The following is a 26926-nucleotide window of genomic DNA, read 5'->3' as shown; positions in this document are numbered from 1 at the left end:
CACAATCACAGGAGTATGGAAATGAAAAAGTGGTTACTAGTTGCAGCTTTAGCTGCTACAGCAGCAACAGGTGTAGCTCAAGCGAAAGATTGGAAGACAGTTCGCTTTGGTATTGAAGGTGCATATCCTCCATTTAGCTGGACTGAAGCGGATGGTTCTCTTAAAGGCTTCGACGTAGACATGGCAAATGCTCTATGTAAGGAAATGCAGGTTAAGTGTAAGATTGTTGCACAAGACTGGGATGGCATTATCCCTTCTCTACTGGCGCGTAAGTATGATGCCATTATTGCAGCAATGTCTATTACTGAAGAGCGCAAGAAGAAAGTGGATTTCACGGGCAAATACGCTCTGATCCCTAACAAATTCATCGCGAAAAAAGGCGCAGGTCTAGATTTTGACAACCTAGATGGTAAAAAAATCGCGGTTCAACGTGCAACCACTCACGATAAGTACTTAACTGACAACTACGGTGACAAAGTTGAGATCGTACGTTACGGTTCTTTCGACGAGGCGTATCTTGATCTAGCAAGCGGTCGTGTTGCCGCTGTTCTTGGTGATGCATCTGCACTGGAAGAAGGCGTACTCAATAAAGCAGGTGGTGAAGCTTACGAATTTGTCGGCCCGTCACTAACGGATCCAAAATGGTTCGGTGAAGGTTTTGGTATCGCAGTACGTAAGCAAGACAAAGATCTGACGAAGAAGCTAGACGCTGCCATCCTATCTCTACGTGAGAAAGGTGTTTACCAAGAGATTGCTGCTCAGTACTTCAACTACGACGTTTACGGTCAGTAAGTATCAGAAAGCGACCGCTGGTTCTAGTTCCTAGAAGTCGCCAGCGGTCGAATTATATCTATGGCTTGTTGATTGCTATTGAGTCAGTAAGCAAGCTTTGAGTTTAGGGATCAGGAACTCACCTATGCTAGATTTACAAGGATACGAAGCCTCTATATTTAAAGGGGCCATAGTGACCATAGAAGTAGCGCTACTTTCACTGCTGCTTGCGATGGTTTTAGGCATGCTGGGCGCATTGGCAAAAATGGCGCCATACCGCTGGGCACGCGCAATTGCAACCCTTTACACCACAGTGATCCGTGGTATTCCCGATTTAGTTTTAATGATGCTGATTTTCTTCGGCGGACAAATTCTTCTTAACAACAGCTTGTACGCCATCAATGAATCATTGAATGAGTGGTTTGCTTCAAGTGACCCAAATCATGAGTGGACGTCTTATCTACCAGATTACATTGATGTGAGCCCATTCATTGCAGGTGTTTTGACCATTGGCTTTATTTTCGGTGCCTATATGGCGGAAACGTTCCGTGGCGCAATTATGGCGGTAGATAAAGGTGAACTGGAGGCGGCCAAAGCATACGGTATGAGCCCAGTGTTGGCATTCCGACGTATATTATTGCCGCAGATGATTCGCCATGCACTGCCTGGTTTTGGTAACAACTGGTTGGTGCTGCTTAAGACGACTGCATTAGTTTCCATTATTGGTTTGGAAGATATGGTGCGTATGAGCTCTCTCGCTGCAGGCTCAACAAAAATGCCATTCACTTTCTACATGGCTGTAGCGATCATTTTCCTTTTCTTCACCAGCGTTTCAACAGGTCTACTCAAGCTAGTCGAACGCAAATTTAGTATTCATGCGAGGTAAGAAATGGACTTTTCACTGATTATCGAAAGTTTACCGATTTATCTTGATGGGCTCTGGAGGACGGTATGGCTGGTGGGCTTAGCTCTGATCATTGGCTTGTGTGTCGCAATCCCTCTAGGTGTAGCGCGCAATAGTACTAATTACTTTATAAATGGGCCGAGTTGGGCATTTATCTACTTTTTCCGAGGCACACCATTACTGGTTCAGCTTTACCTAATTTACTATGGTATGGATCAGTTTTTCCCAGTGAAGGATACTTTGTGGGAGAACGCATGGTTCTGTGCGCTTGTGGCGTTTGTGCTTAACACCTCAGCGTATACAGCAGAAATTATCCGAGGTGCGATAAATGGTTTACCAAAAGGCGAGGTCGAAGCCGCTAAAGCCTATGGTATGGGAACGTTTATGACCTATCGCCGTATCATTTTGCCGAGTGCACTACGTCGTGCATTACCAGCGTACAGTAATGAAGTCATTTTTATGCTTCACGGTAGTGCCGTTGCAGGTATCGTCACGATTGTTGACCTTACGGGGGCTGCTCGCTTGGTAAACTCTCGCTATTACGCTCCGTTCGAATCTTTCCTCACTGCAGGTCTTTTCTACATGGCACTGACGTTTATCATTCTCTGGTGCTTCAAGTTAGCCGAGAAGCGATTCCTCGCGTACTTAAGACCGCTTAGCTGATCGAGCTTCAAAATCTAAAAAGGCTTCCAATTGGAAGCCTTTTTTTGTCTAGGTATACTTTAACTGAGGATAATCAACACGGTTCCCGCAAGTGTCATCAGAATATTCGCGATAGCGTAAGTGCCCGCATAGCCGAGTGCCGGAATGGTCGACTTGGCATAGTCGTTAACGATATCCATCGCTGGGGCGCAAGTTCTAGCACCGATAATGGCACCGAATAGTAGTGCTCGGTTCATCTTCAAAATATAGGCACCTACAAGGTAAGCAAGGGCGACAGGAACCACGCTCACAAGGAATGACAGACCAATAACCTGTGGGCCGACCTGTGCTAAGTGTTCAAACATCTTACCGCCTGCACTTAAGCCAATCCCGACCATAAAGAACATCAATCCGAGATCTTTAACCATATTTAGTGCGCCCTGAGGAACATAGCCGAACGTAGGGTGATTAGCTCGTAAGAAGCCTAGCGTGATACCAGATAGTAGAAGGCCAACCGCGTTACCTAAGCCAAACGAAACTTGTCCAAAGGTCATGGTGATAAGGCCAAACATAATGCCAAGGATGAAGAAGCTGCAGAAAGCCAGTAGGTCTGCCATCTGACTGTGAATGGAGATGAAACCGATTTTTTCTGCTAAGCCGTGAACGCGACTCTTTTCTCCACTGACCTGCAGTACATCGCCTTTAGCTAGAACGATGTCTAGATCCATCGGCATTTCTATCTGCGCGCGTACTACCCGGTTAAGAAAACAGCCATATTCGGATAAGTTAAGATCTGACAGGCGTTTGCCTGCAATAGAGTCACTTTTTACGACGATCTCTTCTTCGATAATCCGTAAATCTAAAAGATTGCGATCGAAAACTTCTTTACCGTTCCTAAAACTAGGGTCTAGTCGCGCATGGCTATCGGGGAAACCAACCAGTGCAATTTCATCACCTTGTTGCAGAATAGCATCTCCATCTGGGTGGGCAAGTATGCCGTTTCGACGAATACGCTCGATATAGCAGCCAGTCTGTCGATAGATGCCAAGCTCCCGTAGGTTCTTGCCATCAATCCAATCGATCAATTCTTGACCGACGCGATAAGCTCGAATGATTGGCAAATAGACCTTTCGCTGCCCGGTACTACCTAACCCACGCTCCTGAGCAATTTGCTGAGCGGAATCGGATAGGTTTTGCTTTTGAAGTTTTGGTAGCAGCTTGGCGAATGTGATCATACTAATCAAGCCAATCAGATACGCCATAGCGTAGCCAACGGACAAGTTTTCAATAACCTGTGAAAAATCCATACCACGTGGAGTGGTGGCTAAGCCGGAGTTGAGAGCATCTTGCGCGCCTACTAATACAGGGGTTGCTGTGAGGGCTCCTGCCATCATCCCTGCCGACAAGCCAAAATCTAATCCCATGCTGTGGCTAGCGAAATAAGTGATACATACAGCGGTTGTAAGCACCACCATGCTTAGGATGAAGTAGTGTTTACCATCTCTGAAGAAAATACCGAAGAAGTTTGGCCCTGCCTCGATACCAACACAGTAAATGAAGAGCATAAACCCAATGGTTAAAGCATCGGCATTAAATGTAAAGCCAAGGTGTCCCATGATTAGAGAGGTAAGTAAAACGCCTATTGAGTTGCCAAGCTGGAGATTTCCAAAACGAATTTTTCCAATAGCTAAGCCAATAGCGAGAACTACAAAAATGAGGAGGATGGGGTTTTGCTCAAGCAAATTTACAACGTCGATGTTCACGGGGCAGCTCTTATGTCAGTGCCAGAGGATAAGTTAAGTGTGCGAATTGTATCTGAATATAGAAAAATGATAAGTGAAAAATATGATAATTTGCTATTCGCTGACTTAGGCTAAGAAATTACAATATTGATTTAATTTAAAGCAAAAAAAAGCCGCTTATAACAGCGGCTTTTTTTCAATTCGGAACGATTACTCGTCGAAAAGACCCAGGTGTTCTTTGGCGTACGCTTCGAAGTCATCACAGCCACCGATGTGGTCTTGATCTACGAAGATTTGAGGCACAGTTTCAACTGGCTTACCTACTGTTTTTTCGAGGTCAGCTTTTGAGATACCTTCCGCGTGGATATCAACGTAGCGGTAGTTGAAGTCGTCACGTTTTGCTTTTAGTGTTTCGGCGTGCTCTTTTGCGCGCACACAATATGGGCAAGCTGGGCGACCAAAGATAACTACGAACATATTGTTTTTCTCCTTCATTTTGTTACATGCAACTATGCCCGAATCAAAGTCGGAAATAAAGTCGCAATTGCCTGTTGCTTTGATAGGTAAAATCTATTGAGGTGTTTTTGCTCGGAATCTGTGCAAGTTTGCCAAACAGTAGGTATAGCAACCAAGACAATTGCGTAAATGCGATGGTATCCACTCAATGTTCAATTGGAGTGTTTTACTATCTGGCAATCATGATACGAGTACGCACTGCAGACTGGTCTATGCTCGAACTACTATCCACTTGTTTTGAGTGTCGTAAGTGTCTGTAATTCAGTAGCAACAACCGTGCTGCTGTTCACCTAATTATTAAAGGGACCACAGATACACTAGTTTGTTCTCTATACGCTACAAGGTTTTTGCCACTCTCACGGTATAACTTCTCAATAAAACAACTAACGCATAATAAAGTTTGATTATTTAGCGTGGATGATATTTATTATTGATTACTGGATCGCAATTTGTCCCGTTTTGTATGGAGGTTTCTATGGGTTTATTCTCTCGCTGGAGAAAGTCCTCAAGAAGAACGAATAATATTGTTGATGAATATGTAATTCGTAGTTTGATTGATAAGCATTGGTCATGCCGCTCTTTTCAAAAAGGAGCGTTAAGAGGAACTGCTTTATACCGTGGTATTGTTTACAGGGGCGACCCAGGATGGGCGAATAACAGAATGCAGTACTTTTTCGATAACGGATTTACCCAACAAAATGAGCAAAACGTTGATTGGGAGAAGTTTTCAGGAAAGTTTGCTGGAGGACACACAGGGAAAGTTGGCATATCGACCACGACTGACTACGACTATGCGGCGAATTGGTGCCCGACAGACGTCTACGTTATTGACCTTAGCCGCCATCCTTTTGCCTATGATGTGAATAAGAGTGGTCTCGCAGCGCCAAATCCAGTAGACCGGTATCATGTTGAACCCGTTCAGTGTGAAATAAACGTTGCTAACTGGATAAATGCAGAAATGGTATTTGGTCATTACAATCGAAACACCAGAGTATTCACCAAAAATCCAAAGTATGAAGGTGCCTTGGTACTTTAACCGTTACCTTAAAGCTGGTTGGGAGTCATCATCTGATATTCATAAGACAGTCATGCTCCCAGCATTTACGCCACTGATTCAATTCGTTAAGTCCATCAATCATCGGCAGGCGTGTCAACGTTGTAATGTTTAACCTGCCCAACCAGTCATTTATTTGGTTGAGATAAGGTGATGATCGAATAAGATCAACCCTTTCTTCGACAATCCGGCCTGCTAGCTCGATGGCATCAAAGATAAAAATGCCGTAAACCACTAAGTAACAAGTCAATACTCAAAGTATGCGCTGCAAGTCGTACTTTTGATAAGTCACTTTCCAAGAAGGCTAACCTGATGACATAAGACAATAAAACTAAACTAAAATCATGGTGTGCTGTGACGTGTGATGAACGTAGTTAGAAATCTGTCGCCTTTTAGTCGCTATTTTTAATTTTGCACTTTGGTTTTCTTTCTAAGTTTCTGAAAATTGAAAACTAATTTTAAGAAAGGAGTCTTAGATATGTTCCAGTTTATGACCTCCACTCGAATTATTTTTGGTGAAGGTTCCCTAAAGTCCTCGCTTTCAATTCTCAATCAATATGGTTACAGCGTTTTACTTGTCTCTGGCCAAAGCTTAGTGAGAGCACAAGTTTTAGTTGATTACCTCAAATCTCAATCGATGCGCTACCAACATGTTGCGATATCCGGTGAGCCAAACATCACAATGATCGAAGAGACAGCGTTAGTCGGACGCAAATTCAAACCCGATATGGTGGTGGCAATAGGTGGCGGAAGTGTTTTGGACATGGGTAAAGCATTAGCGGCTATTATTCCTAATCAAGGCGACGTATATGACTATGTTGAAGTGGTAGGACGCAGTGTGCCTCTCAAGGCCAAACCGATTCCATTTATCGCGATTCCTACCACGGCTAGTACAGGGTCAGAAGTGACTCGAAACGCGGTTTTGCGTTCAGGTCAAGATCAAGTCAAAGTTAGTTTGCGAAGTCCTGAAATACTTGCGGATGTTGCAATCGTCGATCCGACGCTAACCTATGGCACTGATATTTATAAGTCAGGTAGAGGGGCGATGGATGCCTTTACACTATTAATGGAAGCTTATGTCTGTGGTGAACCAAACCCACTCACCGATATGATATGTGAGGAGGGGCTTCGTAGATTAAGCTCCTCGATTCTTTCTGGCTGTCTTGACGACAACCCGCAGGCCCGCGCTGATTTGTCTTTCGCTGCCTTGTTAGGTGGAATGGCGAGTTCGAATGCCAAGTTGGGAGCTGCCCATGGCCTAGCTTCGGCGCTTGGTGGAAAGCTGAGAGCGCCGTACAGTGTGATTAGTGCTCGTCTGGCACCACATGTGATGTCAGAAAATATCAAAGCTGCAAAAAGAATGGGTAGGCATGATGTCCTTGAACGCTACAGGAACATAGCCAGAATTCTGACAAGGCGAACCAATGCAAGACGCGAAGATGCGGTTCTTTGGGTTAATATGATGCTGGAGAAACTGCGCTTACCCATGCTAAACGAATTTGGTGTCTGCAGTACTTCATTTGAAGAAGTTGCATTAAATGCACTTAAGTCGGTAGCGATTAAAGGTAATCCTTTGCCTCTGACTCAAGATCGATTGATTTATATTCTTAAGCAAGTTTGTCGTTGTCAGAACGATTGTGCCCAGGAGAATATTGCTCAAGTAGAGGCGATTGCTCGTGTTATAGGTAGCAGCGATGAGCGCCCAGAAACGAAATTGCAAAGTTCTTAATTTGGTGAGTAAAAAAGGAGCCTGCGGCTCCTTTTTTAAAATTGGGATAGCTTGTCGTATCGAGAATCTTTTAGTGCGTCTTTTACGCGTTTCAAATTCTCTCTGAAGCCTGAGCCACGACGAAGTGTAAAACCTGTCGCTAGTACATCAATCACGGTCATCTGTACAACACGGCTTGCCATCGGCATGTATACATCCGTATCTTCGGGGACATCCAAGGAGATTGAAAGGGAACTAGCCTTATCCAGTGGAGAGTCTTTAGCGGTAATAGCAATAACCGTTGCACCATTTTCACGTGCTAAGTTTGCAATTTCTACCTGACTCTTAGTTCGGCCAGTATGAGAGATCAATACAATGACATCGTTGTCTGTACAGTTGATACAACTCATACGCTGCATAACTATATCTTCAAAACAGGTGATGGGAATATTGAAGCGAATAAATTTGTTTTGTGCGTCGCGAGCAACAGCAGATGAAGCACCAAGACCAAAAAACGAAATACGTTTCGCTTGGGTAAGCAAATCGACAGCACGGTTTATCTGCATTGAATCTAGGCTATTTTTTGCCACATCGAGACAGGCCATAGTTGACTCAAAAATCTTGTGCGTATAAGCGTCAGGCCCGTCGTCTTCTTCAACGTTACGGTTTACATAAGGTGTACCGTTTGCGAGGCTCTGTGCCAAGTGAAGTTTAAAGTCGGGGAAACCTTTGGTATCCAGACGCCGACAAAAACGGTTAACTGTTGGCTCACTGACATCCGCCATTTTGGCTAGAGTGGCAATACTAGAGTGAATAGCAGTCTGAGGTGATGCCATAATAACTTCGGCAACTTTACGTTCAGATTTGCTGAAATTTTCTAGGTTTTTTTGAATTTTTTCTAATGTATTCATAGTGTTCACGTGGGGTATAGAGAACAACTCACTGGATATACCTGTTGGTTGAAAGGTTACAAGTCGTCACCTAAAGGCAATCACTATCCAGCGCCATGGCTCCAGTATAAACCTAAGAAAAAGGTTTCCAGTAATTTTTATACAGTTCAATTGGTGAGAATATGACAAGCCTCAAACTAACCTTTACCAAAACTACATAAATGATGAAAATATGCAAAGGTTCCCGAGAGTTTAGGCTATCAATGTTCGCCAAATTACAGCTTTTACGAAAGAAATTTTCAGATTTCTTTGATTTGTTGAGCTTTTGATTTGATTTTGGCCATCAGGTTCGGGGCTTGTTGAGCAATTTCTCTTTGTTCATCCAGAACCATACTCAAAATGTCCACCCCTGTCAGAGGATTAGCCAACACAACTCGGAAAACTATCGTATTTAATCTGCCCCAGTGGTCAGGGTTTAATCGAGTTCGAGAAACAAAGGATTTACCTGTTTCCCGCTGTCGTTTCTGGATGAACTGAGTCAACTCATTCAGCAAGTCATTAAGTTCAGACTTTTGCTCAAGATTTGCTTTTTCTAGAGCATTGCGAATATCTGCAGGAATATAACGATAGGTGAGCAGACATAGCTCTGGCTCAGAAACCAATTCGAAATCATCCTGTTGCTTAATGAGATTGGCAAAGTATCTCGCTTTCTCGATACTTTGATCAATCAGCAATTCGTAACCCGGTCGGCTGATAATGTGCATCGCGGCATAAACCAACATCGCCATCCCAGATCGAGAACCTTCAAGTGTATGGCTGCCAAGATCCTTAGATCCCTTACGCAAAATATATTGCGCATGGTGTTCTATGGATTTCATTGCCTCTGGATCCTTGAACAGCACCATACCAGCACCCATAGGAATGTAGAGCTGCTTGTGAGCATCAATGGTGATGGAATCGGCAAGCTCTACGCCATCCAATAGGTGGCGATAATTGTTAGACATAAGCGTCGCACCGCCCCAAGCAGCATCAATGTGGAAATGACAGCTTTCACGCTGGCAAATAGCAGCAATATCTGCGATTGGGTCGATCGAGCCCGTTTCCGTCGTACCTGCAACACCAACCACTGCAAAAGGCTTGATGTTTTGTTGTTTTAGCTGAGATATTTTCTCCTGCAGCGCGTCAGGGCAAATGCGGTTGTTGGCATCTGTTTTGATGGCGACTAGACCTTCCTGACCAATGCCAAGTACGTCAGCCGCCTTTTTTAAGGAATAATGACCGCGCTCCGATACCAAAACCGCTAAACCTTCGTAGCGGTAATGTTTCATCGCTTTGAACAGGCCTTCTTTCTCAACACCTTTAAAGTTGCCTTGAGCTCTCAGGGCATTGTTTCTTGCCACCCATAGAGCGGTGATGTTAGCGATGGTTCCCCCGGAGCAAAAAGCCCCCAGTGAATGATTTGCGCTGTGCATCCATTGAGAGTAAAACTCATCCTTTCGACCATAAACTAAACGATGAAGCATGCCGAGAACTTGGCGTTCAAGAGGAGTGAAGGCTTTAGATGTCTCGATTTTCACCAAGTTTTGGTTGAGCGCGATCATGATCTTTGACAGCGGCATCAAGAAGTAGGGCAATGCTGAAGTCATATGCCCAATAAAACTTGGTGCTGAGGTATGCACCGATTGGGAAACTAGAGTGTCAAGCAAGTGTTGGGTATGTTCGGATACGAACTCTGGCTGCTCAGGAAGCGTTGCGTTAGAGAAATCTTTCTCGATTTCCCTAAGTGGTTTTTCTTCCGCGACAATGTGTTCTCGCAAAAACTGATTCAGGTTTCGCGATAGCTTCTCTTCAATTTTGGTTAGTGTTGAGTCTGGCCCTTCTGGGACTGTGAAGATTCGGAGTAAACTCTCGAAACTCACGTCAGCCGTTTTGTGTTCCGATACCATACAGCTACGTTGCTCTTATCTTTTTTGTTGCAGCGGGACAATCTAAACGAAAACGGGCGCAAAGTCCCGTCTTAATTGTTTGAACTTAGATACTGTGATTGGGGCATTACCGCTGAGCCAAAGGTCCAGCGGTATTGTGCACTATGTATCACATGAAATGGTTTCTAGATCTTTAATCGCTGCATTGTAGCGCTTGAGTGCGCCATCTATTTTAGTTGGATGACTCAATAGATCGGCAAATGCGGAGCGAAGGTCGTAGTTCTTGTCATGAGGTTTAGATTGACGATCACTGAAAGTAACTTGGGCTAATCTGCCCAATTCATCGCTGCGTGAAGACAAGGTTTTGATATCTCTTTGCTCTAGCTGTAGCCAAGCCTCTACAGGTTGACTGGTTGCGATCTTAGATGGGTCGTTTTCAAGGTAATAGTGGACCGCAGCGCGATTCAACTCAAAATGGTTTTTTCGACCTTCCAGAAACCACTCGCTAACTTCTTTAAGATCAGGGTATTGCTCAGAAGTAAGCTTTGCGAGATCTTCGTACCAGTGTAGAGAAGCATCAACATAGGCGTCGTATTTCTTGGACAAACATGCATTATCAGCAGCAGCAACCATTGTCGAGGTTGCTCCCAGCAGCAATGCAATCAGTAGACGTGTCATAATGTTTCCTTTTGAAGAATAGTTATTATAACCGCACTAAATTAGCAAGAGCTAAATTATAATGTGTGGTTGAGCCCTAATATAGTGAATCTGAAGATAAAATCATGCGATCTAGCCTACAAGAGAGACAAAGAAAAGCATCAATACGGGCACTAAAAGGCTTAATATAAATCCACTCACTATTGCAATTGGTACGCAACGTACCCCACCAGTGGTTTGTATCACGGGTAACGTAAAGTCCATCGCCGTTGCACCAGCATAGCCAATCGCAGTACAGGGCTTAGTGCGGATAGCGAGTGGGATCAATACTAAGGCAACCAGTTCACGAAGTAGTTCAATCATAAATGAGGCTCCACCATAGACAGGGCCGAAAGCATCACCCATCAGAATTCCCGCTAAAGAATACCAGCCAAATCCCGATGCCATTGCCAAGCCACGGTAAAGATCGATGTCTAAAATCATGGCTGCAATTGCGCCACCGAGCATCGATGTTGCAAGAATCAATAGGGCGATGATCATGCCATGCTTGTTCAGCAGTATTTGGCGAAGCGTGAGACCACTGTTGCGTAGCTGAATTCCAATGAAAAATAGCAACGCAAACAGAATCCACTCACTGGCTGTGTCTACCCAACCTAAATCAATAGGAAGCATCAAACCCGCTATTAACCCGCCGCCAACAACCATGATCAGCTTGGCGGATTCCAAGGCCATACTAGATAAAGGCAGCTTGGTTTGCTTTGCGTCTGTTTCAATAGGCAGAAGTTTGTCGACAAATGGCAGCGCTGCTAAGTTACTCAAACTGATACAAACAAAGAAAATGGCGACATATTGAAGGATAAGCTGTAGGTTTTGGCCCAGGTTATCGAGTGCCGCGAGGCTCAGCCCCATTAATGCCAGAATGACATAGATAAGGTTAGAAGTCGTGGCGTTAATTTTGTCTAGAACCGATGGCTTGGAAATCGATATCATATACCCGACAACGAGTGGGGCAAAGATGAATATCATCCCTGAAAACATGTGGCTTCCTGTGTTCTGGTACGTATAGCGCTACAGTCCGCTTGCGCTAATTAAGTCACTGATTTGTGTATTGAACTCAATATCACTTAAATTACTGAGTTTGTACAGTATATCGGCACCAGTTAGGTCAAATTCAACGGTGTGCTCGTCGATTTTGTCATCTTGTCTACGGAACATCAGAATATGATTGGCGATTCGAGCGATGTCGAGATAGCTGACATCAACACTCTGTCTTTGAGTGGCTTGATTGGTTGCTACTTCAAGAAAGTCGCTATCAAACCCCCAATGTTCAAGGACGAGTCGGCTCGCATTGGAGCATTGGTTGTTGAAAATTTGGAAAGCAATATCCTCATCGAGATAATTTCCTTGCTCAAGATACATGTAGTATTCGTTCACGATACAAAACAGGCCGATGTCGGCCAGTAGGCCTGTCAATAGGGCTTTGTCGGTTTCGAGATTACTGTATCTTGGGTCGTTGGCATCTTTGAAGCCTTTCACGACCATAACCATAGTGGCAGCCAGTTCTCGCGAATTGTGAGCACTGTTTATCAGCACTTCATTGCAGCTACGGCTTAAGTTGACAGAGTGCTTAAGTTGCTCAATTGCCTGGGCGGTCACTATATCTCTGACTCGGAGAATGCCTAGGCGAGAAACGGCAGTAACTAGGTCAGTACAGGTGATGTTACGACGATTGAATATCACAGAGTTCGCCACACGAATGACGATAGCAGCAAGGCCTGGATCTTCAAGAAGACTATCCGCAACATCTAACACTGTGGTTGAGTCTTGAGTACATAATTTTTGGATTTTCAAAACGACATCGGAGATCGGTGGCAGAGTAATTTTGCCCGAGTTAATGGCGTATTCAACTAACGTTGAGAACTCAGACTCGATGCCTTTAACTAAAAGTTCGTTGTTTTCTGGAAGCCAATAAAAGGATAGATGGTTCATGCATGATCTGCTATAGATTCTACTGCTGACAGTTTAACTTCCCTTACTATTGCTATGCAAATTATTGATAAGTTAAATGCGAGTTCTTACTCGGTGTATTTTGGCTAGTTAAGTATGGAATTTTTGCATGTGTGATGTTAGTCCCGAATATCTATGAATTTAGTTTTGTTGGTGTGAGCTGTGCATAGACTTATTTTTTTGCGTTAACTATCATTTATTAGTCATTGCAGTCGGTATGCTGATAAAAATATAAACCGTAGTTTTTCCGGCTGATTGACATTTTTTCGCTTATAGCTGCTGCTATCTGGTGATCGAAAATAATCGGGGTTTTCTAGATTAGAAGGATCAATGGATATGACAGAGCAACAATTTATTAATTATGTCAACAAGTTTGGCAGTTTCCAAAGACGTTCAATGTTTGGCGGGACAGGTCTCTTCAAGCAAGAAGCTATGTTCGCGCTCATGAGTGCTGATAAAGTGTTTATTCGAGGTGGAGAGCATTTAGACGACAAATTGGCGACACTGGGTTGTATTAAGTACCGTCATGTGAAGAAACAGACAACAGCAACAGTCAATTACTACGATATTACTCGGCTAGTTGGTCAACAAGGTGAGTTATTGGATGAGATTGTAGAGCATTCTATTAAGTTTTCGGTTTCTCAACGATACCACAAGAAATCATCATCAAGTCGTCGTTTACGTGATTTACCCAACATGCAATTGACTTTAGAGCGTATGGTAAAGAAAGCGGGTGTCGATGACGTTGATACCTTTCTGAAGCTGGGTGCTCCGAAAGTTTTTTCAAGAGTTAAAGCCATTTATGGCAATGACGTTGACATCAAGCTGCTGTGGAAATTTGCGGGTGCTATTGATGGTGTGCATTGGAAGTTAATTCAAGAGCCGCGTAAGCGCCAATTATTGGCGAGCTGTATGTAAGGCTAAAGATTATAGATTGAATTAAAAAAGCCGAGGTTGACCCTCGGCTTTTTAGTATCTGGTGCTTTGTTAGAACTTAAAGCGAGTAGTGAACATTAACTGATCGCCATAGAAGTCATTGATGCGTGCTTCACCACCAATAGAGAAGAGCTCAGTTGAATGGAAACGAACATATGCTGAACCAATCCAATCGTCATTGTCTTCAATAGAGACATAACCGGCTTTACCACCTACTTCGAGCTGTGGACCTAACCATTGACGTACACCAAGGTTGAGTTCCATACCTGTATCGGTCCCTTTGCCATCTTTACCACCAAAATCAACTAGGCGGAACAACATTTCACCTGTGAAGTCAGCCCAGTTGTTAATTGGCGCATGGAAGCCAAAACCAGCTGCTGTGTCGTAGTCACCTTCGAACTCTGAGTCAACTCGACCAATAACGTGAGCGTTAGGGTGGATAGATTTGCTTACAGCTGCGCCAAAGGTAACAGGACTTGCACCAATACGAGCTTCTAAGTAATCGTAGCTGAAGTTACTCATTACGGTTGGGCTGTTTGGGTCGGTCTCTGCAAGAGTTTGACCAGATGCTAGCACTAGTGCTGCAGCTAAGATTGTTTTACGCATACGAAAGAAAAACCTATTTTTGTTAATTTCCTTGGTTAGGGGCGACGGAGCGCTGCCATATTGGGATATCATAATGCATTGCCGTCGTCCTACACTACCAAAAATGCCATTGTTTTGTCGCTATTTACATATTTAAGCAATCAATATGCCAAAATACACATGATTTAGTGATCTATTCACCAAAATTGACTCGGTTTTTTGCTACAGCATCTAAGATTTTTTCTGTATCGAGAATGGCGGCCCAAGGCATTAAATCAGCGTTGTTCTCTATCATGTACAGGGTAAGCTGCTTTTTGATGACATCACGTAAGCTTTCTCCTCGCCAAGGTTTGGCCATGTAAAAGTGGAGGCTAGAGTGATTCACAGCTTCTACCGTATCTTCCAATCCAGCTTGGCCAGTTAATAACACCTTTCGAGCTGGTTGAGTTGAAGCGCTATCGTTCAGCTCGATCAAAAAGCTGATACCGGTTTGTTCTGGCATGACGTGGTCACAAAGAATGAGTGCGAGCTGTCCGCCTTCTTGCTCTATTTCTTCGATAATTGATTTTGCTTCGCTAACCGATTCTGCGGCTTCGAGTATGAAGTGCTCTTCAAAGCAGTGAAGGTCTTGAATAACGCTATCTAGTACTTCTCGCTCATCATCGACACATAAGATCAGATATTTAGTCATGTTTTTTCCTCATGATGATTGCTGCGTTTTAAAGGGTAACCAAACGGACATCCGCGTATACTTTCCTGCTTGAGACTGAACGTCAATTCGGCCTCCGTGGTGGTGCACTATTTGCTCGCTAATCGATAAACCGATACCTAATCCGAAGTTCCCTTCCTTTTTGGTGGTAAAATTGAGGGTAAAAATTTGACGCTGTAGGTGTTTGGGTATGCCTATCCCATTGTCTTGAAATGATACCACCAACCATTTTTTTCCGTGCAAGCATCGAGTTTCCGAGCGGATTTGTAGCTTCCCCTTGTCTGGTAGTGCATCAATAGCGTTCGAAATCAGGTTAGTCCAGACTTGCTGGAGGGCTGCAGGCATACAGAGTATTGGTGGCATTTCACAATACTCTTTTTCTACCCTGTGCATCTTTAATTTGTTCTCGAAGATCACGAGAGTATCTTCGATACCTTCATGGATATCGGATAAACGGAAGGTTTCATCGTCCGGGCGTGCGTAACCTTTTAGACTCTTGACCATATCAGCAATACGCAGGGCACAAACATTGATAGATCGTAACGTAGCGCCTGCTAAGTAATATTTTTCGAGAGCCGCCAGCTCTTCAAGCGCTTTTGTCGGGGTGTGGCTAAGATGGGTTAGCCATCTTTGGTCCTCTTCTAACCCAAGCTTCACGAGTTTTTTAGCAATACGCCGGTCTCCAACCTGAGATTCAATGCTTCTAGCCAGTTGACGTTCTTCTGAAGTCGACCTTGGCTTCGATGTGAGCGAATCTGAGAAAATCTTGGCTCCTAACTCAGTCAACGGTTGGTACTTATTGTCGTCTACTAGCGTTTTAATGGTAGTCGTCATGGTCTCCGTACCGCGCAAAATAGCCGCTATCGGGTTATTGAGCTCATGGGCAACCCCCGCCACTAGTTGGCCTAGCATGGCCATCTTTTCCCTTTCGAGCAATTGCTGATGCGCGGATTTCAGTGACTCAAGGGTTTTCTGCAGTTCAAGCTTTGTATTGATACTACGTTGCAAGCGGCGATTAAAATGTCGCAAAAGAAGGTTGGTAAAGAGTGGCAGCAATGCTGTATTTGAATGCATGACTTTTGCGAATACATCTCTATCGAGTTTAATAACTTCGGTCTTTTTCAACGTTATGGCAGTAGAAAAAGAGGGCTCGCCTGTCACAAATGACATCCCGCCTACTAGATTACCTTTTGTATGACGAACGACTTCCCGTTGCACACCTTGGTCATCTTTCTTATACAGAGCGACTTCGCCTTGAGTGATGAACCAAAGGAATCGATTTTCTTCTCCTTCTTCGGTGAGCAAGTGTTGTGAGGAGTATGTCCTACATGCACCAGTCTCATCAGTATCTAAAAAAAACTCATAAAGAGCAGAGATAACTTGTTCTGCCAGCTCATGGTCTGACAAGGTGTGTTGGTCTGTGATGAAACCTTCTCGATAGCTGCGCATCTGTAGTTCAATATGCGATCGAAGTAAGCGCTGCTGGTCGAGGGTTTCACTGTAGGCGAGCAGATTGTCTTTGTCATTTTCTAGAACGAATGTCGTCAGTTCTTTTTTAACAGTGGTATACACCAAGTTATCTTGCAGTGGCTTGGTCAAACAATGATCGAGCCGCCCTTCATTGACAGCGGACAAGATCGCTTGGATGTCTTGTCCGCAACTGAGTAAGATTTTACGAGCGCTTTTTGTGTGAGGGTTTTTATCGAGCTCAACCAAGAAATCGGCGCCGTTAAAGTTTTCATGATGGCTGGCGAGAACGAGTGCCACGGGTTGTTGGCTCTCTTGGCAATAATCAAGCACCGCATGAGCATCTTGAAGTGTGTCAGCGGTATGAACATCGAACTTAGCAGCAAATTGACCGAGCTCTCGTCGTAGTTGCTCTATGCTGATAGGATTGTTGTCTAAACAAAGTAAGGCGTAATGATTCACGATTTCCGTTTGTCTCTTTATTAACCCACTGATCTGATTTCACTCTATCAAGGAATTGTCAGATTGACTGAGACACAGGTTTTAGATTCCCCTACGATTTATTAATAAAGCCAATAGTCTGATTTAACTCAATGTTTTTTGGTGTAAACTGCAATAAATACCTAAGTGAAGATAAATACATGCATCAGTTGAAAAAATACGGCGCTATTGGTGGCGCCATCTCTCTGGCTTTTTGTTGGCCGTTGGCTGTTGGCCAAATTGGGCATCACGTTATTAGTGATGGTATTGCCCATCTTAATAGTGGCTCTTTGAAAGCTGAAATCGTTTCCTACGAACGTGGTTACCTTTCATCTGAGGTGCAAACTCGATACACCGTTGCGGACCCTGAACTTGCTAGCCAACTTGAAATTGACGGTCTGCCTGCTGAATTTTTGGTCAACAGCCATGTCAGTCATGGATTGATTAGTCTGAAAGCGACGTCGACCTTAGACAATGTCGAAACTTTCCCTCTAACATTAACAACGATCACTCAGTTAAACGGAAATACTGACTACACACTAGCGATGGATAATTGGCATCAATCGATGGAAGGTGATGGCGGCGCAATGGTGTCTGTTACGCCTTCTACATTGAAAGGCCACGTTACTGTGCTTGGTGAAGTAAGCTATGACCTTAATATTCCCTCAGTTGAGATTGATTTTAATACTGGCGAGAAGATGCTGCTTTCCAATATGACTGGCTCAGGTCAGGGAAGGAAGCAAAATAGCTTCTGGCTGGGGGAGCAGGAAATCAATATTGCAGATATGTCAGTATTCGATTCAGGTCAAACCCCACTTTTTACAATGAAAAGCGGACAGTACAAATTTTCTTCTTCTCTTGATGATGCTTCAAAACGTGTGAATAGTCAGCATGTTGTGAGTGCGGCTAAACTACTTATGCCGGAAGGTGAAGCAGATAATCTCATTGTGGATCTAGAATTTGGTGATTTAGACAGTCACTCTTTTGAACAGTTGGTGAATATGTATCAGAACAACCCAGTTCTGACAGCGGCTGACGTCCAAGCTGCGATTCCTGATGTTGAGACATTGTTTTCGAAAGGTTTCTATCTTTCAATGAACAAGATGGCGGTCACTTTGGATGAGAATGGTCAATTTGAGAGTACATGGAAAATTACCGTGCCAGAAGGAACCAGCAACGTCACACAGAATCCGGCTATGATTCTACCTGCATTGACGGGTAACCTTGACACCTTTTTTTCTAACGGCTTAGTTGAGCAGTACCCGTTTATCAAACAAGGTATCGATGAAGCGATGGCGATGGAGTTTATCAGCCAAGATGACAAAGGCTATCAAATTCGTGCTGAATTAAAAGATGGTAATCTGGTCTTTGAAAATGGTCAGAAGATTCCTTTGATGGCAATCTTGCTTCCTGCAATGATGCAACCATAAGTTAGTTTTTCTAACATTGGCATGAAAAGGAGGTCTTAAGACCTCTTTTGTTGCTTTTTATACGTACGAAAACGTGTTATTAATCCTGTCAATCTCTATTGAAGTGTGAGCAAGGAAACTCGAAATGGACAATGTTTATAACTTTAGTGCAGGGCCAGCAGGTCTGCCTAGAGCTGTAATGGAAAAAGCACAGGCTGAATTCATTGAGTGGAATGGGCTGGGAACATCCGTGATGGAAATTAGCCATAGAAGCAAAGAATTCATCAAGGTAGCGGAAGAGGCTGAACAAGATCTTCGTGAGTTGCTCAATATTCCAGATAACTATAAGGTTTTGTTTTGTCAGGGTGGGGCACGTGCTCAATTTGCGGCTGTTCCTCTGAACCTGTTAGGCCAAGCGACAAAAGCAACATATATCGACGCTGGCTATTGGGCTGAGAGCGCAATCAAAGAAGCCCGAAAATATTGCGAAGTAGATGTTTTCAGTGCCAAAATTACAAAAGATGGCCAATTAGCGGTCGCAGACACGTCAGATTGGAAGATTGACCCTCAAGCGGCTTATGTACATTTTTGCCCAAACGAAACCATCGATGGTGTTGAAATCTCCGACTTGCCAAAGACTGACAAACCCATCGTCGCAGATATGTCTTCCAACATCCTTTCACGAGAGATAGATGTTTCTCAATATGGCGTTATTTACGCCGGTGCGCAAAAGAACATTGGTCCAGCTGGGATTTGTATCGCCATCGTCCGTGATGACTTGCTCGATCTTGCACATGAGCTTCTACCAAGTTTTATAAATTACAAAACTTTGGCAGAAAAAGACTCTATGTTCAACACGCCCCCGACTTTCGCATGGTACTTGTCTGGCTTGGTGTTCAAGTGGTTGAAAGATCAAGGCGGGGTTGCCTCTATCGAGCAGGTTAATCGCGAGAAAGCAGCGATGCTTTACGACTACATCGATAGCTCTGATTTTTATGAGAACAATGTACATCAACAGAACCGTTCACGTATGAACGTACCTTTTCAGTTGGCTAAGCCAGAGTTAGATGCGTTGTTCATCGAGCAGGCAGAGCAACAAGGGCTGGTGTCGTTGAAAGGTCATCGCGCTGTTGGTGGTATGCGTGCTTCCATTTACAATGCAATGCCTGTAGAAGGTGTAAAAGCTCTGGTTGAATTTATGAAGGAATTTGAAGCGTCAAACGCGTAATCCGGAGATAGAAAGTAAAAGCTTAGCCAGTGAGGCTAAGCTTTTTTATTGTCTAAAGCCTGAACCGTGCGACAACTTGTTCCAACTCTTCTACTTTTCGATAAAGTTGGCTAACTGCCTGAGCGCCATCTTGAGTGGTGCGTACTGAGTTGTCGGCAATTTGGCTTATCGTATTGATATCACGTGACATTTCCTGTGCAGCAGTGGCTTGTTCGTTACCTGCTGTCGCGATCATATCGATCATCTTGTTGACGTCTTGAGCACGTGACACAATTTGCGTCAGGGCATCACCGGCAGAATTAGACTGGGTCACGCCTTCTGCGACCAAGTGAGTTCCTTCACTCATGCGCTCAACAGCTTGACGAGTTTCATTTTGAATTGAGCTGATCAAACCGCCAACTTCTTCTGTCGCTTTTGAGGTTCTCTCCGCTAAACTTCGAACCTCATCAGCAACGACGGCAAATCCTCGACCAAGTTCACCAGCTCGTGCCGCTTCAATGGCTGCATTGAGCGCGAGCAAGTTGGTTTGTTCGGCGATGTCATTGATGACTTTGATTACGTTACCGATCTCTTCTCCGCGTTTACCTAAACTGTCGACCGTTTCCGCCGTTTCGTTAACAACTTCGGCTATCCTATTCATGCCAGTTACGGTCTCTTGCATCAACCTACCACCGTTGGTCGCTTCTTCGCCAGCTTGACGCGAACTTTCAGCCGCGTCAGTACTTTGATCAGCGACCCGATTGACAGTGACAGTCATTTCTTCAACGGCGCTAGCGATCAGTGTGGCTTTGTCTGCTTGTTCTTCAATACCAGAAGCAACAAGTTTACTCGTGTCCTCGACCATTTGTGTGTTACTGGCAACTTCTGAGGCAACACTCGTGATGTTAGATAACACACTTCTAAGCGATTGCTGCATAGCGTCAATGGCTCGTGCAAGTTCGCCCAATTCGTCTTTATTGGTTTCGTTGATTGGCGGCTCTGATAGATCACCATCGGCGATGGATTTTGCTTTTGCAGCAATCACGTCCAGTCTTTGACGGATCATGTTCGATAGGCCCCAAGCTACGACAACGCTTACTACTAACACTGCTATGACGTTTACGGTTAGCCATAGGATAATAGTCGACATGTTGTCATTCAATTCTGCTAGCGCTTTAATCGAGTCGCTGGTTTCTTCGGTGGCGGATGTATTGAGCAAGGTTTCAAGCGGCAAGATAATGGATTGTTTTAGTTCACCCACCAATGCGTTTGCTGATTGTTTTCCTGAAGGATCATACCCATCAAACACTTCTTGTGCGATGCGGATAATATCGTAGTAATACTGCTCCACCTCATCGATTTGACTGGATGCTTGAGGGTCTGGCTCTAAAGGACGAAGCTTATCTAAATAATCGGCAAAGGCACCGGCATCGTTGTTAAATGTTTCACGTGCGGCAGGATCACCCATAATGTAGGCATTGAGCGTAGCGATCATATCGCCAGCTTCGTCAACAAGCTCAAGGTAATAGCGGATACTGGGCAAATCCTGATTGAGAGAACGGCTCAGGTTGGTGCTTTTGTAAGCTTCGGTAAAACGTTTATCTGCCAACTTATCGAGTAGCTCTTCTAATGGAGCACCGACGTCTTTAGTCAGTCGGTTTATTTTCTGGATCGCTTGTTGTTCATCGGCAGGGTTGTATTTAGTGAAAACGTTTTGATTGACTTGGTCTATGTATTGATTCGCTAAGCCTATGATGCGATCCATTTTATTTATATCAGACGCTTTGGCTGATTCTAGAGAGCGCAATTGCGAATAGTGTTTCTGGAATTCATTAGCATTCGCTTCAAAAGCATTGCGTTGTCCTGCATCGCCATTAAGATATTCCAGAGCGTTAGTTTGTAGGTTCCCAATTGCATCTAGTACGTTGAAATAGGCCAACACGCCGGGTACGTCATCAGACTCTATTTCCTGTGAAACGGTGGCAGATTTGTTAACAAGAGACCAAACGATGAAAGCTAAAATCAGAGTGGTGATGATGATTATTGAGAAGCCCATATAGAGGGCATGGGACAGCCGAACGTTCATCTCGATCTCTCCATCGGGAGTTGGATTCCAATGAACTAAGTATGGAGCCTATGAACCAAGGCGCAAATAATTAATAGATTTATCTTTAGTGGGTGAGTTAAAGGTTCTACAGAGAAACAAAAATCGCAGCTTGAGCTGCGATTTCAAAAAACTTGAGAACCTATCGGTTATCTGCGTTTCGGTTTACGTCCTGATGCAGGTTTTCCACCTGCTGGGGGCTTATTGTTTCCTTGACCACCCGACTTACCAATTCTCCCACCGGTTGGCTTGCCACTATTGCCTGAGTTGCGGCTATTGCTTGGCTTTTTCTGGCCAGAGCCGTTCATCTTTTCAAATCCTGGCTGACTTTTTGTGTGTTTAGTCGCGAAACGGTTTGAGCCATGACGACCAGACTTTCTACGCTGAGCGGGAGTCTGGGCTTCACTATCTTCTGCTGGTACCAGACAGCTCTGTTTGTCACCAATTAAGTGTTTTTTGCCCATGCTGATGAGCGCCTCGCGAATCAAAGGCCAGTTAGCTGGATCATGGTAACGCAGTAGAGCTTTATGCAAGCGGCGCTGGCGCTCTCCTTTCGCTACTGGCACTTCTTCACGTTGTTTGTACTTAACACGCTTGAGCGGATTGGTTTCCGAATAGTACATCGATGTGGCGTTACACATTGGTGATGGGTAGAAGTTTTGTACCTGATCACACTCGAAGTCGTTGTTCTTGAGCCATAGCGCTAAGTTCAGCATGTCTTCATCTTCGGTGCCCGGGTGCGCGGAGATGAAGTAAGGGATCAGATACTGTTTCTTACCTGCTTCTGCACTGTACTTTTCAAACATTTCTTTGAAACGATCGTAAGTGCCCATGCCAGGCTTCATCATTAGGTTTAGTGGACCTTTTTCTGTATGCTCTGGTGCAATCTTCAGATAACCGCCAACATGGTGAGTCACTAGCTCTTTAACGTACTCAGGTGATTCGATGGCCAAATCGTAACGAACGCCAGAAGCTATCATCACTTTTTTCACACCTTCCACTTTACGTGCTGCGCGATACAAATCGATAGTGTGCTTGTGGTCGGTGTTCAGCTTGTTACAGATCCCCGGAAAAACACATGATGGACGACGACAGTTTGCTTCAGCTTTCGGATCGCTACAACCGAGTCGGTACATGTTTGCAGTTGGACCACCAAGATCGGAAATGGTACCAGTGAAGCCAGGTACTTTGTCTCGGATCTCTTCAAGCTCGTTAATGATCGACTCTTGAGAACGGTTTTGGATGATACGACCTTCGTGCTCAGTAATAGAACAGAAAGAACAGCCACCAAAACAGCCACGCATAATGTTCACGGAGGTTTTGATCATGTCGTAAGCAGGAATCTTGGCTTTACCATATTTCGGGTGTGGTACGCGTGCGTAGGGCAGGCCGAAAACGTAATCCATCTCTTCCGTTGAGAGAGGAATCGGAGCTTGGTTAACCCAAAGTTCACGATCACCGTGACGTTGAATTAATGCGCGACCAGAATAGGGGTTAGTCTCAAGGTGCATAATACGGCTGGCATGAGCATAGAGAATTCGGTCATTATTCAGCTTTTCAAAATGCGGGATACGAACCGCAGTTGTTGCAGCATCATGACGAGAAGGGCGAATAGCGATAGGTTTCGCTTCAGGCTCTTCAGTTTTCGCCTTGGTGTCACACTGCTCTTCTACTGCATATGGGTTTGGTGGGATAAAAGCTTCTTTACGCGGTTTTTCAATACGTGAAGAGTCAATAATTTTGTAGCCTTCTGGCTCTGCTGGCAGGCTGACAACGGTACCGCGAATGTTAGTCATTGTACCAATTTCTTCGCCATCAGCCAGTCGGTGAGCAACTTCAACCAGTGCGCGCTCTGCGTTACCAAATAGTAGGATATCTGCTTTTGCATCAAACAAAATAGAGCGACGAACTTTATCTGACCAGTAATCGTAGTGAGCTAAGCGACGTAAGCTAGCTTCGATACCACCTAGCACAAGCGGAACACCTTTATAGGCTTCACGACAGCGCTGTGAATAGACCAATGTGGCCCGATCAGGACGTTTACCGCCTTCATTGTTAGGTGTGTACGCATCATCATGACGCAGCTTACGATCAGCGGTATAGCGGTTGATCATTGAGTCCATGTTGCCAGCGGTGATGCCGAAGAACAGATTGGGTCGACCTAACTGAGTGAAAGCCTCTTTATTGTGCCATTCAGGCTGCGCAATGATCCCCACACGAAACCCTTGAGCTTCAAGCAGGCGACCGATGATTGCCATACCAAAACTTGGGTGATCGACGTACGCATCGCCAGTGACGATAATAATGTCACAGCTGTCCCATCCTAGGGCATCCATTTCCTCACGACTTGTTGGGAGAAAAGGCGCATTACCAAAGCATTCTGCCCAGTATTTTTTGTGCTCATGAATAGGGGTGATATTGCTGTACATATTTTGTTCTCTGTTCCACGGAGCGCGAATTATAGCGGCTTGAGAGCGGACTATCTACCTCTACATATCCCTAGGTTTTTTATGCCTAATGGAAGTCCTATTAGTTATGCATCTGGTTGTTTTTAGTTGTGTTAGCTATATAACGGATTACGCTGTCATATGGAGCTAATATTATAGGGTGGTGATGAATATTAAACTTGAGGTGGGTGCTTATGCATGGCACAGATGCGGACCTAGCTGTAACAGAGTGTGTTTCTGCCAGTCGTCAGCGAAAATACCGGACCTACACTTGGCAGTTAGACCTTATTACTCAAGAGTTTAGCTGTGAGCCTGAAGCGATGAAACAGCTTTTTGGCTGTCAAAAGCTCACCATTTCAGCCAAGGAGTTGCTCAAGCTGCTACCGACGACTCAGCGTCGGATGGTTCGCACTATGTTTAAGTCAGCCTTGGCTTCCGACAAAACGCATTCATTTCACTGCTGTTTGCTGACTCCCAATAGCTTGTTCACTTACGTAGAATTCACCATCGAAGCAGAAAGTGAGTTTTTGCTAAAAGGAGCGGTAACACCTTGTTTGGTTATTCCATCGAGAATGGAGGCAGCGGATATTTTTTACTCTGTTTTTGAGAACAAACATCATGGCGTGTTAGTGACAGATTCAGAAACCCGAATCCTTGCATGCAATCGTCATTTTGAGCGAATTACAGGCCACCAGCTGGAGGATATTCAAGGGTTAAAAACCAATATTCTGAACGCAGAAAAACTTAGCGCAGATTATTACCGTGACCTTTGGCACAGCATTGAACGGCATGGTCACTGGAGTGGTCCTATGCTTACCAAAAAAGCAGACAACTCAGTTTTCCCTCAAGAACTCACTATTCATAAGATTGAACCGGGAAATGGAGAATCATACTTTTTGGGGCTTTGCGCAGACCTATCTGATCAGCTGCACCGAATTGACGACCGAGAAACGGGCGGCGTTGATTTACTGACTCAATTACCATCCCCTGAGCGCTTTTTAGAGCAGTTAGAGCAGGAGTATGGGGATAACCAAGGTGAAGGTTTGCTGATAATGTTGGCGTTGCAACCGCAGTTTCCGTTGGCGAATGAGAAAGAGATTAAACGTCAGTTCGCAAGCTATATTGCAGAAAATGTCTTGGTTCCTTATGCCAGCTATATCGGTGATGGACGCTTTGCGGTGACATTGAACGTCGAAAACTCGCAGGGTAATGAGAATGTTCGTTCCATCAGGAAGACGATAAAGGCTTTTTTTCACAGTTTCAAACATGCTCAGGGAACGGTTGCTCAAGCGCTAAAATTCGGTCTCACAGGGGTATCAGTACTGCACTCAGATGCTAAATCGCCTAAACAACTTTTGTCTCATGCTTTGCAGTCATTGTTGGAGCTACATTCAGGAGAAAGCAAGAGAATTGCGTTCTATGATCGTGAGATCCACGAGCAAGTGGAGCGTAAAAAAAGGCTAGAGAATTGGGTTGAACAAAGTATATCCGCAGAGACAATAGAGGTCTATTTCCAACCAATTATCGATATTAAAAAGAGTCGAATCGATAAATTTGAGGCATTGTGTCGTTTTCCTGCCAATGAAGCGGCGAACGCTTCAACACAAGAGCTTATCAATGTTGTTGAAGACCTTGATCTGATTGTCAGCTTGGATGATGTTGTTAACCGAAAAGCCATGTCTGTGTTACCTGAGCTTCAACAACTGTTTGGGGAGCATGTCGGTCTGTCTGTCAATCGCTCTTTCAATTCAAAACGAGATATTGCCGAGATACTTCGACATAGTGCTCAGTTGATTGATCAAAGTGGCATCGCTCCCGATAAATTGACGATTGAGTTTACCGAGAGTGCTTATTTTGATGGGGACAGTTATCAGGAAAAGTTGCTCGCCGCTATTCGACAAGCCGGAGTTTCTATCGCAGTCGACGATTTTGGTACAGGATTTGCGTCTTTTGACTATCTCAACAAAAGCTACTTTGATGTGTTGAAGATTGATCGAAGCTTTGTCCAAGGTATTCGCCTTGCTAGTCGGCAATATCATGTTGTGACCACCATTATTCAACTAGCTCAGAAACTAAAACTCAAGGTAGTGGCAGAGGGCGTTGAAACAAGGGATGAATACGCAACGTTGCGAAGTTTGGGTGTGGATTGCATTCAGGGATATTATTTTTCCAAGCCATTGCCAATTGAAGCGTTGAGAGTTGCCAAGGACTATTGCCTGCTACCAAAAAGCAGTGAGGTGGTAAAAGGCAACGCAGGGACTATTGCAGAACTGATGACGGAACAAGTCCCCCACATTGACCCAGGCGAGCCCCTTTCCTTGATACATATTTATTTTAGTAATGAGAACATCAATATTGTCCCAGTGATTGAGTCACAACATTGTGTTGGTGTTATTGATAGAGCTGTGCTGAATCTTCATATGACACCAAGTATGGGCACCGATCATGAAACCAGTAAAGAGCGCAGTATGTGGTATAAGTCAGCTCATCGTATGATGCTTCCCCCTCAGTCATTGCTGTCTTGGCACACATCCTTAACCGACGTGGAAGACTTGTTGATGAGAGCGCCATTGCCTTGGATATTGGTTGATGATGAATCACGATTTAAAGGCATTGTTGAACACCAACGGATTATTCAATATTTGCTCGGGGTTACAAATAAAAAATAATACTATCAAAAGCTCTGGAAAGAGGTCGCGCGAACGGGTTTTTGGTCTGGTGTCATTCTTATTAAAACCAAATCAGGCAACACGATCCCACAAGACT

General features: G+C 44.3%; 21 protein-coding genes. 9 read left to right on the top strand and 12 right to left on the bottom strand.

All coding sequences use genetic code 11. The annotated features are described in order from the left end of the window. The first annotated feature begins 21 nt into the window (after positions 1-21). The 3 genes from TW84_RS04840 (at position 22) to TW84_RS04830 (ending at position 2338) form a co-directional block, all read left to right on the top strand. A complete protein-coding gene (locus tag TW84_RS04840; RefSeq protein WP_045974541.1) occupies positions 22-792 on the top strand; it encodes an ABC transporter substrate-binding protein in 771 nt (256 codons plus the stop codon). A 124-nt stretch (positions 793-916) separates the two neighbouring features. Then, entirely contained in the window at positions 917-1657 is a 741-nt protein-coding gene (locus tag TW84_RS04835; RefSeq protein WP_045974540.1) for an ABC transporter permease, read from the top strand. A gap of 3 nt (positions 1658-1660) precedes the next feature. After that, complete coding sequence (locus tag TW84_RS04830; RefSeq protein ID WP_045974539.1) at positions 1661-2338, top strand: ABC transporter permease; 678 nt, start codon at positions 1661-1663, stop codon at positions 2336-2338. 59 nt (positions 2339-2397) lie between these two features. On the opposite strand, the gene TW84_RS04825 is transcribed toward TW84_RS04830, so the two are convergent. Beyond that, on the bottom strand, positions 2398-4080 hold the full coding sequence (locus tag TW84_RS04825; RefSeq protein WP_045974538.1) for an aspartate:alanine antiporter: 1683 nt from the start codon (positions 4078-4080) through the stop codon (positions 2398-2400). A 189-nt stretch (positions 4081-4269) separates the two neighbouring features. Continuing rightward, positions 4270-4536: a GrxA family glutaredoxin gene (locus TW84_RS04820; RefSeq protein WP_045974537.1), complete on the bottom strand. Its 267-nt coding sequence runs from the start codon at positions 4534-4536 to the stop codon at positions 4270-4272. Positions 4537-5236: 700 nt separating this feature from the next. Here TW84_RS04820 and TW84_RS04815 point away from each other — a divergent pair. Then, positions 5237-5611 carry a hypothetical protein gene (locus tag TW84_RS04815; protein ID WP_157634004.1) on the top strand — a complete coding sequence of 125 codons (375 nt, stop codon included), beginning with the start codon at positions 5237-5239 and terminating at the stop codon, positions 5609-5611. A 496-nt stretch (positions 5612-6107) separates the two neighbouring features. After that, entirely contained in the window at positions 6108-7358 is a 1251-nt protein-coding gene (locus TW84_RS04810; RefSeq protein ID WP_045974535.1) for an iron-containing alcohol dehydrogenase, read from the top strand. A gap of 35 nt (positions 7359-7393) precedes the next feature. Here TW84_RS04810 and TW84_RS04805 read toward each other — a convergent pair whose 3' ends face one another. The 5 genes from TW84_RS04805 to TW84_RS04785 form a co-directional block, all read right to left on the bottom strand. Then, the gene (locus tag TW84_RS04805; protein ID WP_019276064.1) at positions 7394-8248 is read right to left on the bottom strand and encodes a MurR/RpiR family transcriptional regulator; all 855 of its coding nucleotides are present in this window, start codon (positions 8246-8248) and stop codon (positions 7394-7396) included. Between the two features lie 278 nt (positions 8249-8526). After that, positions 8527-10173 (bottom strand): pyridoxal-dependent aspartate 1-decarboxylase PanP, encoded by a 1647-nt coding sequence (panP, locus tag TW84_RS04800; protein WP_045974534.1) that lies wholly within the window; start codon positions 10171-10173, stop codon positions 8527-8529. Between the two features lie 141 nt (positions 10174-10314). Beyond that, positions 10315-10830: a hypothetical protein gene (locus tag TW84_RS04795; protein WP_045974533.1), complete on the bottom strand. Its 516-nt coding sequence runs from the start codon at positions 10828-10830 to the stop codon at positions 10315-10317. Positions 10831-10941: 111 nt separating this feature from the next. Then, entirely contained in the window at positions 10942-11847 is a 906-nt protein-coding gene (locus TW84_RS04790) for a LysO family transporter (protein ID WP_045974532.1), read from the bottom strand. 30 nt (positions 11848-11877) lie between these two features. Then, entirely contained in the window at positions 11878-12798 is a 921-nt protein-coding gene (locus tag TW84_RS04785) for an HDOD domain-containing protein (RefSeq protein ID WP_045974531.1), read from the bottom strand. 348 nt (positions 12799-13146) lie between these two features. Here TW84_RS04785 and TW84_RS04780 point away from each other — a divergent pair, with 348 nt between their 5' ends. Continuing rightward, entirely contained in the window at positions 13147-13734 is a 588-nt protein-coding gene (locus TW84_RS04780; RefSeq protein WP_045974530.1) for a TfoX/Sxy family DNA transformation protein, read from the top strand. 69 nt (positions 13735-13803) lie between these two features. Here the strand turns inward: TW84_RS04780 and TW84_RS04775 are convergent, their stop codons facing one another. The 3 genes from TW84_RS04775 to TW84_RS04765 all read right to left on the bottom strand — a co-directional run bounded on the left by TW84_RS04775 (position 13804) and on the right by TW84_RS04765 (position 16975). After that, positions 13804-14358 carry a hypothetical protein gene (locus tag TW84_RS04775; protein ID WP_045974529.1) on the bottom strand — a complete coding sequence of 185 codons (555 nt, stop codon included), beginning with the start codon at positions 14356-14358 and terminating at the stop codon, positions 13804-13806. A gap of 172 nt (positions 14359-14530) precedes the next feature. Further along, positions 14531-15028: a response regulator gene (locus TW84_RS04770; RefSeq protein WP_045974528.1), complete on the bottom strand. Its 498-nt coding sequence runs from the start codon at positions 15026-15028 to the stop codon at positions 14531-14533. A gap of 9 nt (positions 15029-15037) precedes the next feature. Then, positions 15038-16975, bottom strand: a complete 1938-nt coding sequence (locus TW84_RS04765; RefSeq protein WP_045974527.1) for an ATP-binding protein — start codon at positions 16973-16975, stop codon at positions 15038-15040. Between the two features lie 179 nt (positions 16976-17154). Here TW84_RS04765 and TW84_RS04760 point away from each other — a divergent pair, with 179 nt between their 5' ends. Further along, a complete protein-coding gene (locus TW84_RS04760; protein WP_045974526.1) occupies positions 17155-18423 on the top strand; it encodes a DUF945 family protein in 1269 nt (422 codons plus the stop codon). Positions 18424-18547: 124 nt separating this feature from the next. Further along, entirely contained in the window at positions 18548-19630 is a 1083-nt protein-coding gene (serC, locus tag TW84_RS04755; protein WP_045974525.1) for a 3-phosphoserine/phosphohydroxythreonine transaminase, read from the top strand. Positions 19631-19682: 52 nt separating this feature from the next. Here serC and TW84_RS04750 read toward each other — a convergent pair whose 3' ends face one another. After that, entirely contained in the window at positions 19683-21695 is a 2013-nt protein-coding gene (locus TW84_RS04750; RefSeq protein WP_045974524.1) for a methyl-accepting chemotaxis protein, read from the bottom strand. 167 nt (positions 21696-21862) lie between these two features. Next, entirely contained in the window at positions 21863-24142 is a 2280-nt protein-coding gene (locus TW84_RS04745) for a YgiQ family radical SAM protein (protein WP_045974523.1), read from the bottom strand. Positions 24143-24354: 212 nt separating this feature from the next. On the opposite strand from TW84_RS04745, the gene TW84_RS04740 reads away from it, so the two are divergent. After that, positions 24355-26829, top strand: a complete 2475-nt coding sequence (locus TW84_RS04740; RefSeq protein WP_045974522.1) for an EAL domain-containing protein — start codon at positions 24355-24357, stop codon at positions 26827-26829. Positions 26830-26926: the final 97 nt, after the last annotated feature.

Origin of the sequence: Vibrio neptunius (assembly GCF_000967495.1) — a bacterium.
GTDB classification, from domain to species: Bacteria; Pseudomonadota; Gammaproteobacteria; order Enterobacterales; family Vibrionaceae; genus Vibrio; species Vibrio neptunius.
Note: the sequence above shows the minus strand (reverse complement) of the source record. Positions and strands in the feature narration are given on the sequence as shown.

Coding starts and splice junctions, on each gene's coding strand:
- TW84_RS04760 (WP_045974526.1), top strand. CDS start 17,155: ATGCATCAGTTGAAAAAATACGGCGCTATTGGTGGCGCCATCTCTCTG.
- TW84_RS04810 (WP_045974535.1), top strand. CDS start 6,108: ATGTTCCAGTTTATGACCTCCACTCGAATTATTTTTGGTGAAGGTTCC.
- TW84_RS04815 (WP_157634004.1), top strand. CDS start 5,237: ATGCAGTACTTTTTCGATAACGGATTTACCCAACAAAATGAGCAAAAC.
- TW84_RS04840 (WP_045974541.1), top strand. CDS start 22: ATGAAAAAGTGGTTACTAGTTGCAGCTTTAGCTGCTACAGCAGCAACA.
- TW84_RS04830 (WP_045974539.1), top strand. CDS start 1,661: ATGGACTTTTCACTGATTATCGAAAGTTTACCGATTTATCTTGATGGG.
- TW84_RS04785 (WP_045974531.1), bottom strand. CDS start 12,798: ATGAACCATCTATCCTTTTATTGGCTTCCAGAAAACAACGAACTTTTA.
- TW84_RS04780 (WP_045974530.1), top strand. CDS start 13,147: ATGGATATGACAGAGCAACAATTTATTAATTATGTCAACAAGTTTGGC.
- TW84_RS04820 (WP_045974537.1), bottom strand. CDS start 4,536: ATGTTCGTAGTTATCTTTGGTCGCCCAGCTTGCCCATATTGTGTGCGC.
- TW84_RS04795 (WP_045974533.1), bottom strand. CDS start 10,830: ATGACACGTCTACTGATTGCATTGCTGCTGGGAGCAACCTCGACAATG.
- TW84_RS04770 (WP_045974528.1), bottom strand. CDS start 15,028: ATGACTAAATATCTGATCTTATGTGTCGATGATGAGCGAGAAGTACTA.
- TW84_RS04805 (WP_019276064.1), bottom strand. CDS start 8,248: ATGAATACATTAGAAAAAATTCAAAAAAACCTAGAAAATTTCAGCAAA.
- TW84_RS04835 (WP_045974540.1), top strand. CDS start 917: ATGCTAGATTTACAAGGATACGAAGCCTCTATATTTAAAGGGGCCATA.
- TW84_RS04750 (WP_045974524.1), bottom strand. CDS start 21,695: ATGAACGTTCGGCTGTCCCATGCCCTCTATATGGGCTTCTCAATAATC.
- TW84_RS04740 (WP_045974522.1), top strand. CDS start 24,355: ATGCATGGCACAGATGCGGACCTAGCTGTAACAGAGTGTGTTTCTGCC.
- TW84_RS04775 (WP_045974529.1), bottom strand. CDS start 14,358: ATGCGTAAAACAATCTTAGCTGCAGCACTAGTGCTAGCATCTGGTCAA.
- TW84_RS04790 (WP_045974532.1), bottom strand. CDS start 11,847: ATGTTTTCAGGGATGATATTCATCTTTGCCCCACTCGTTGTCGGGTAT.
- TW84_RS04745 (WP_045974523.1), bottom strand. CDS start 24,142: ATGTACAGCAATATCACCCCTATTCATGAGCACAAAAAATACTGGGCA.
- panP (WP_045974534.1), bottom strand. CDS start 10,173: ATGGTATCGGAACACAAAACGGCTGACGTGAGTTTCGAGAGTTTACTC.
- serC (WP_045974525.1), top strand. CDS start 18,548: ATGGACAATGTTTATAACTTTAGTGCAGGGCCAGCAGGTCTGCCTAGA.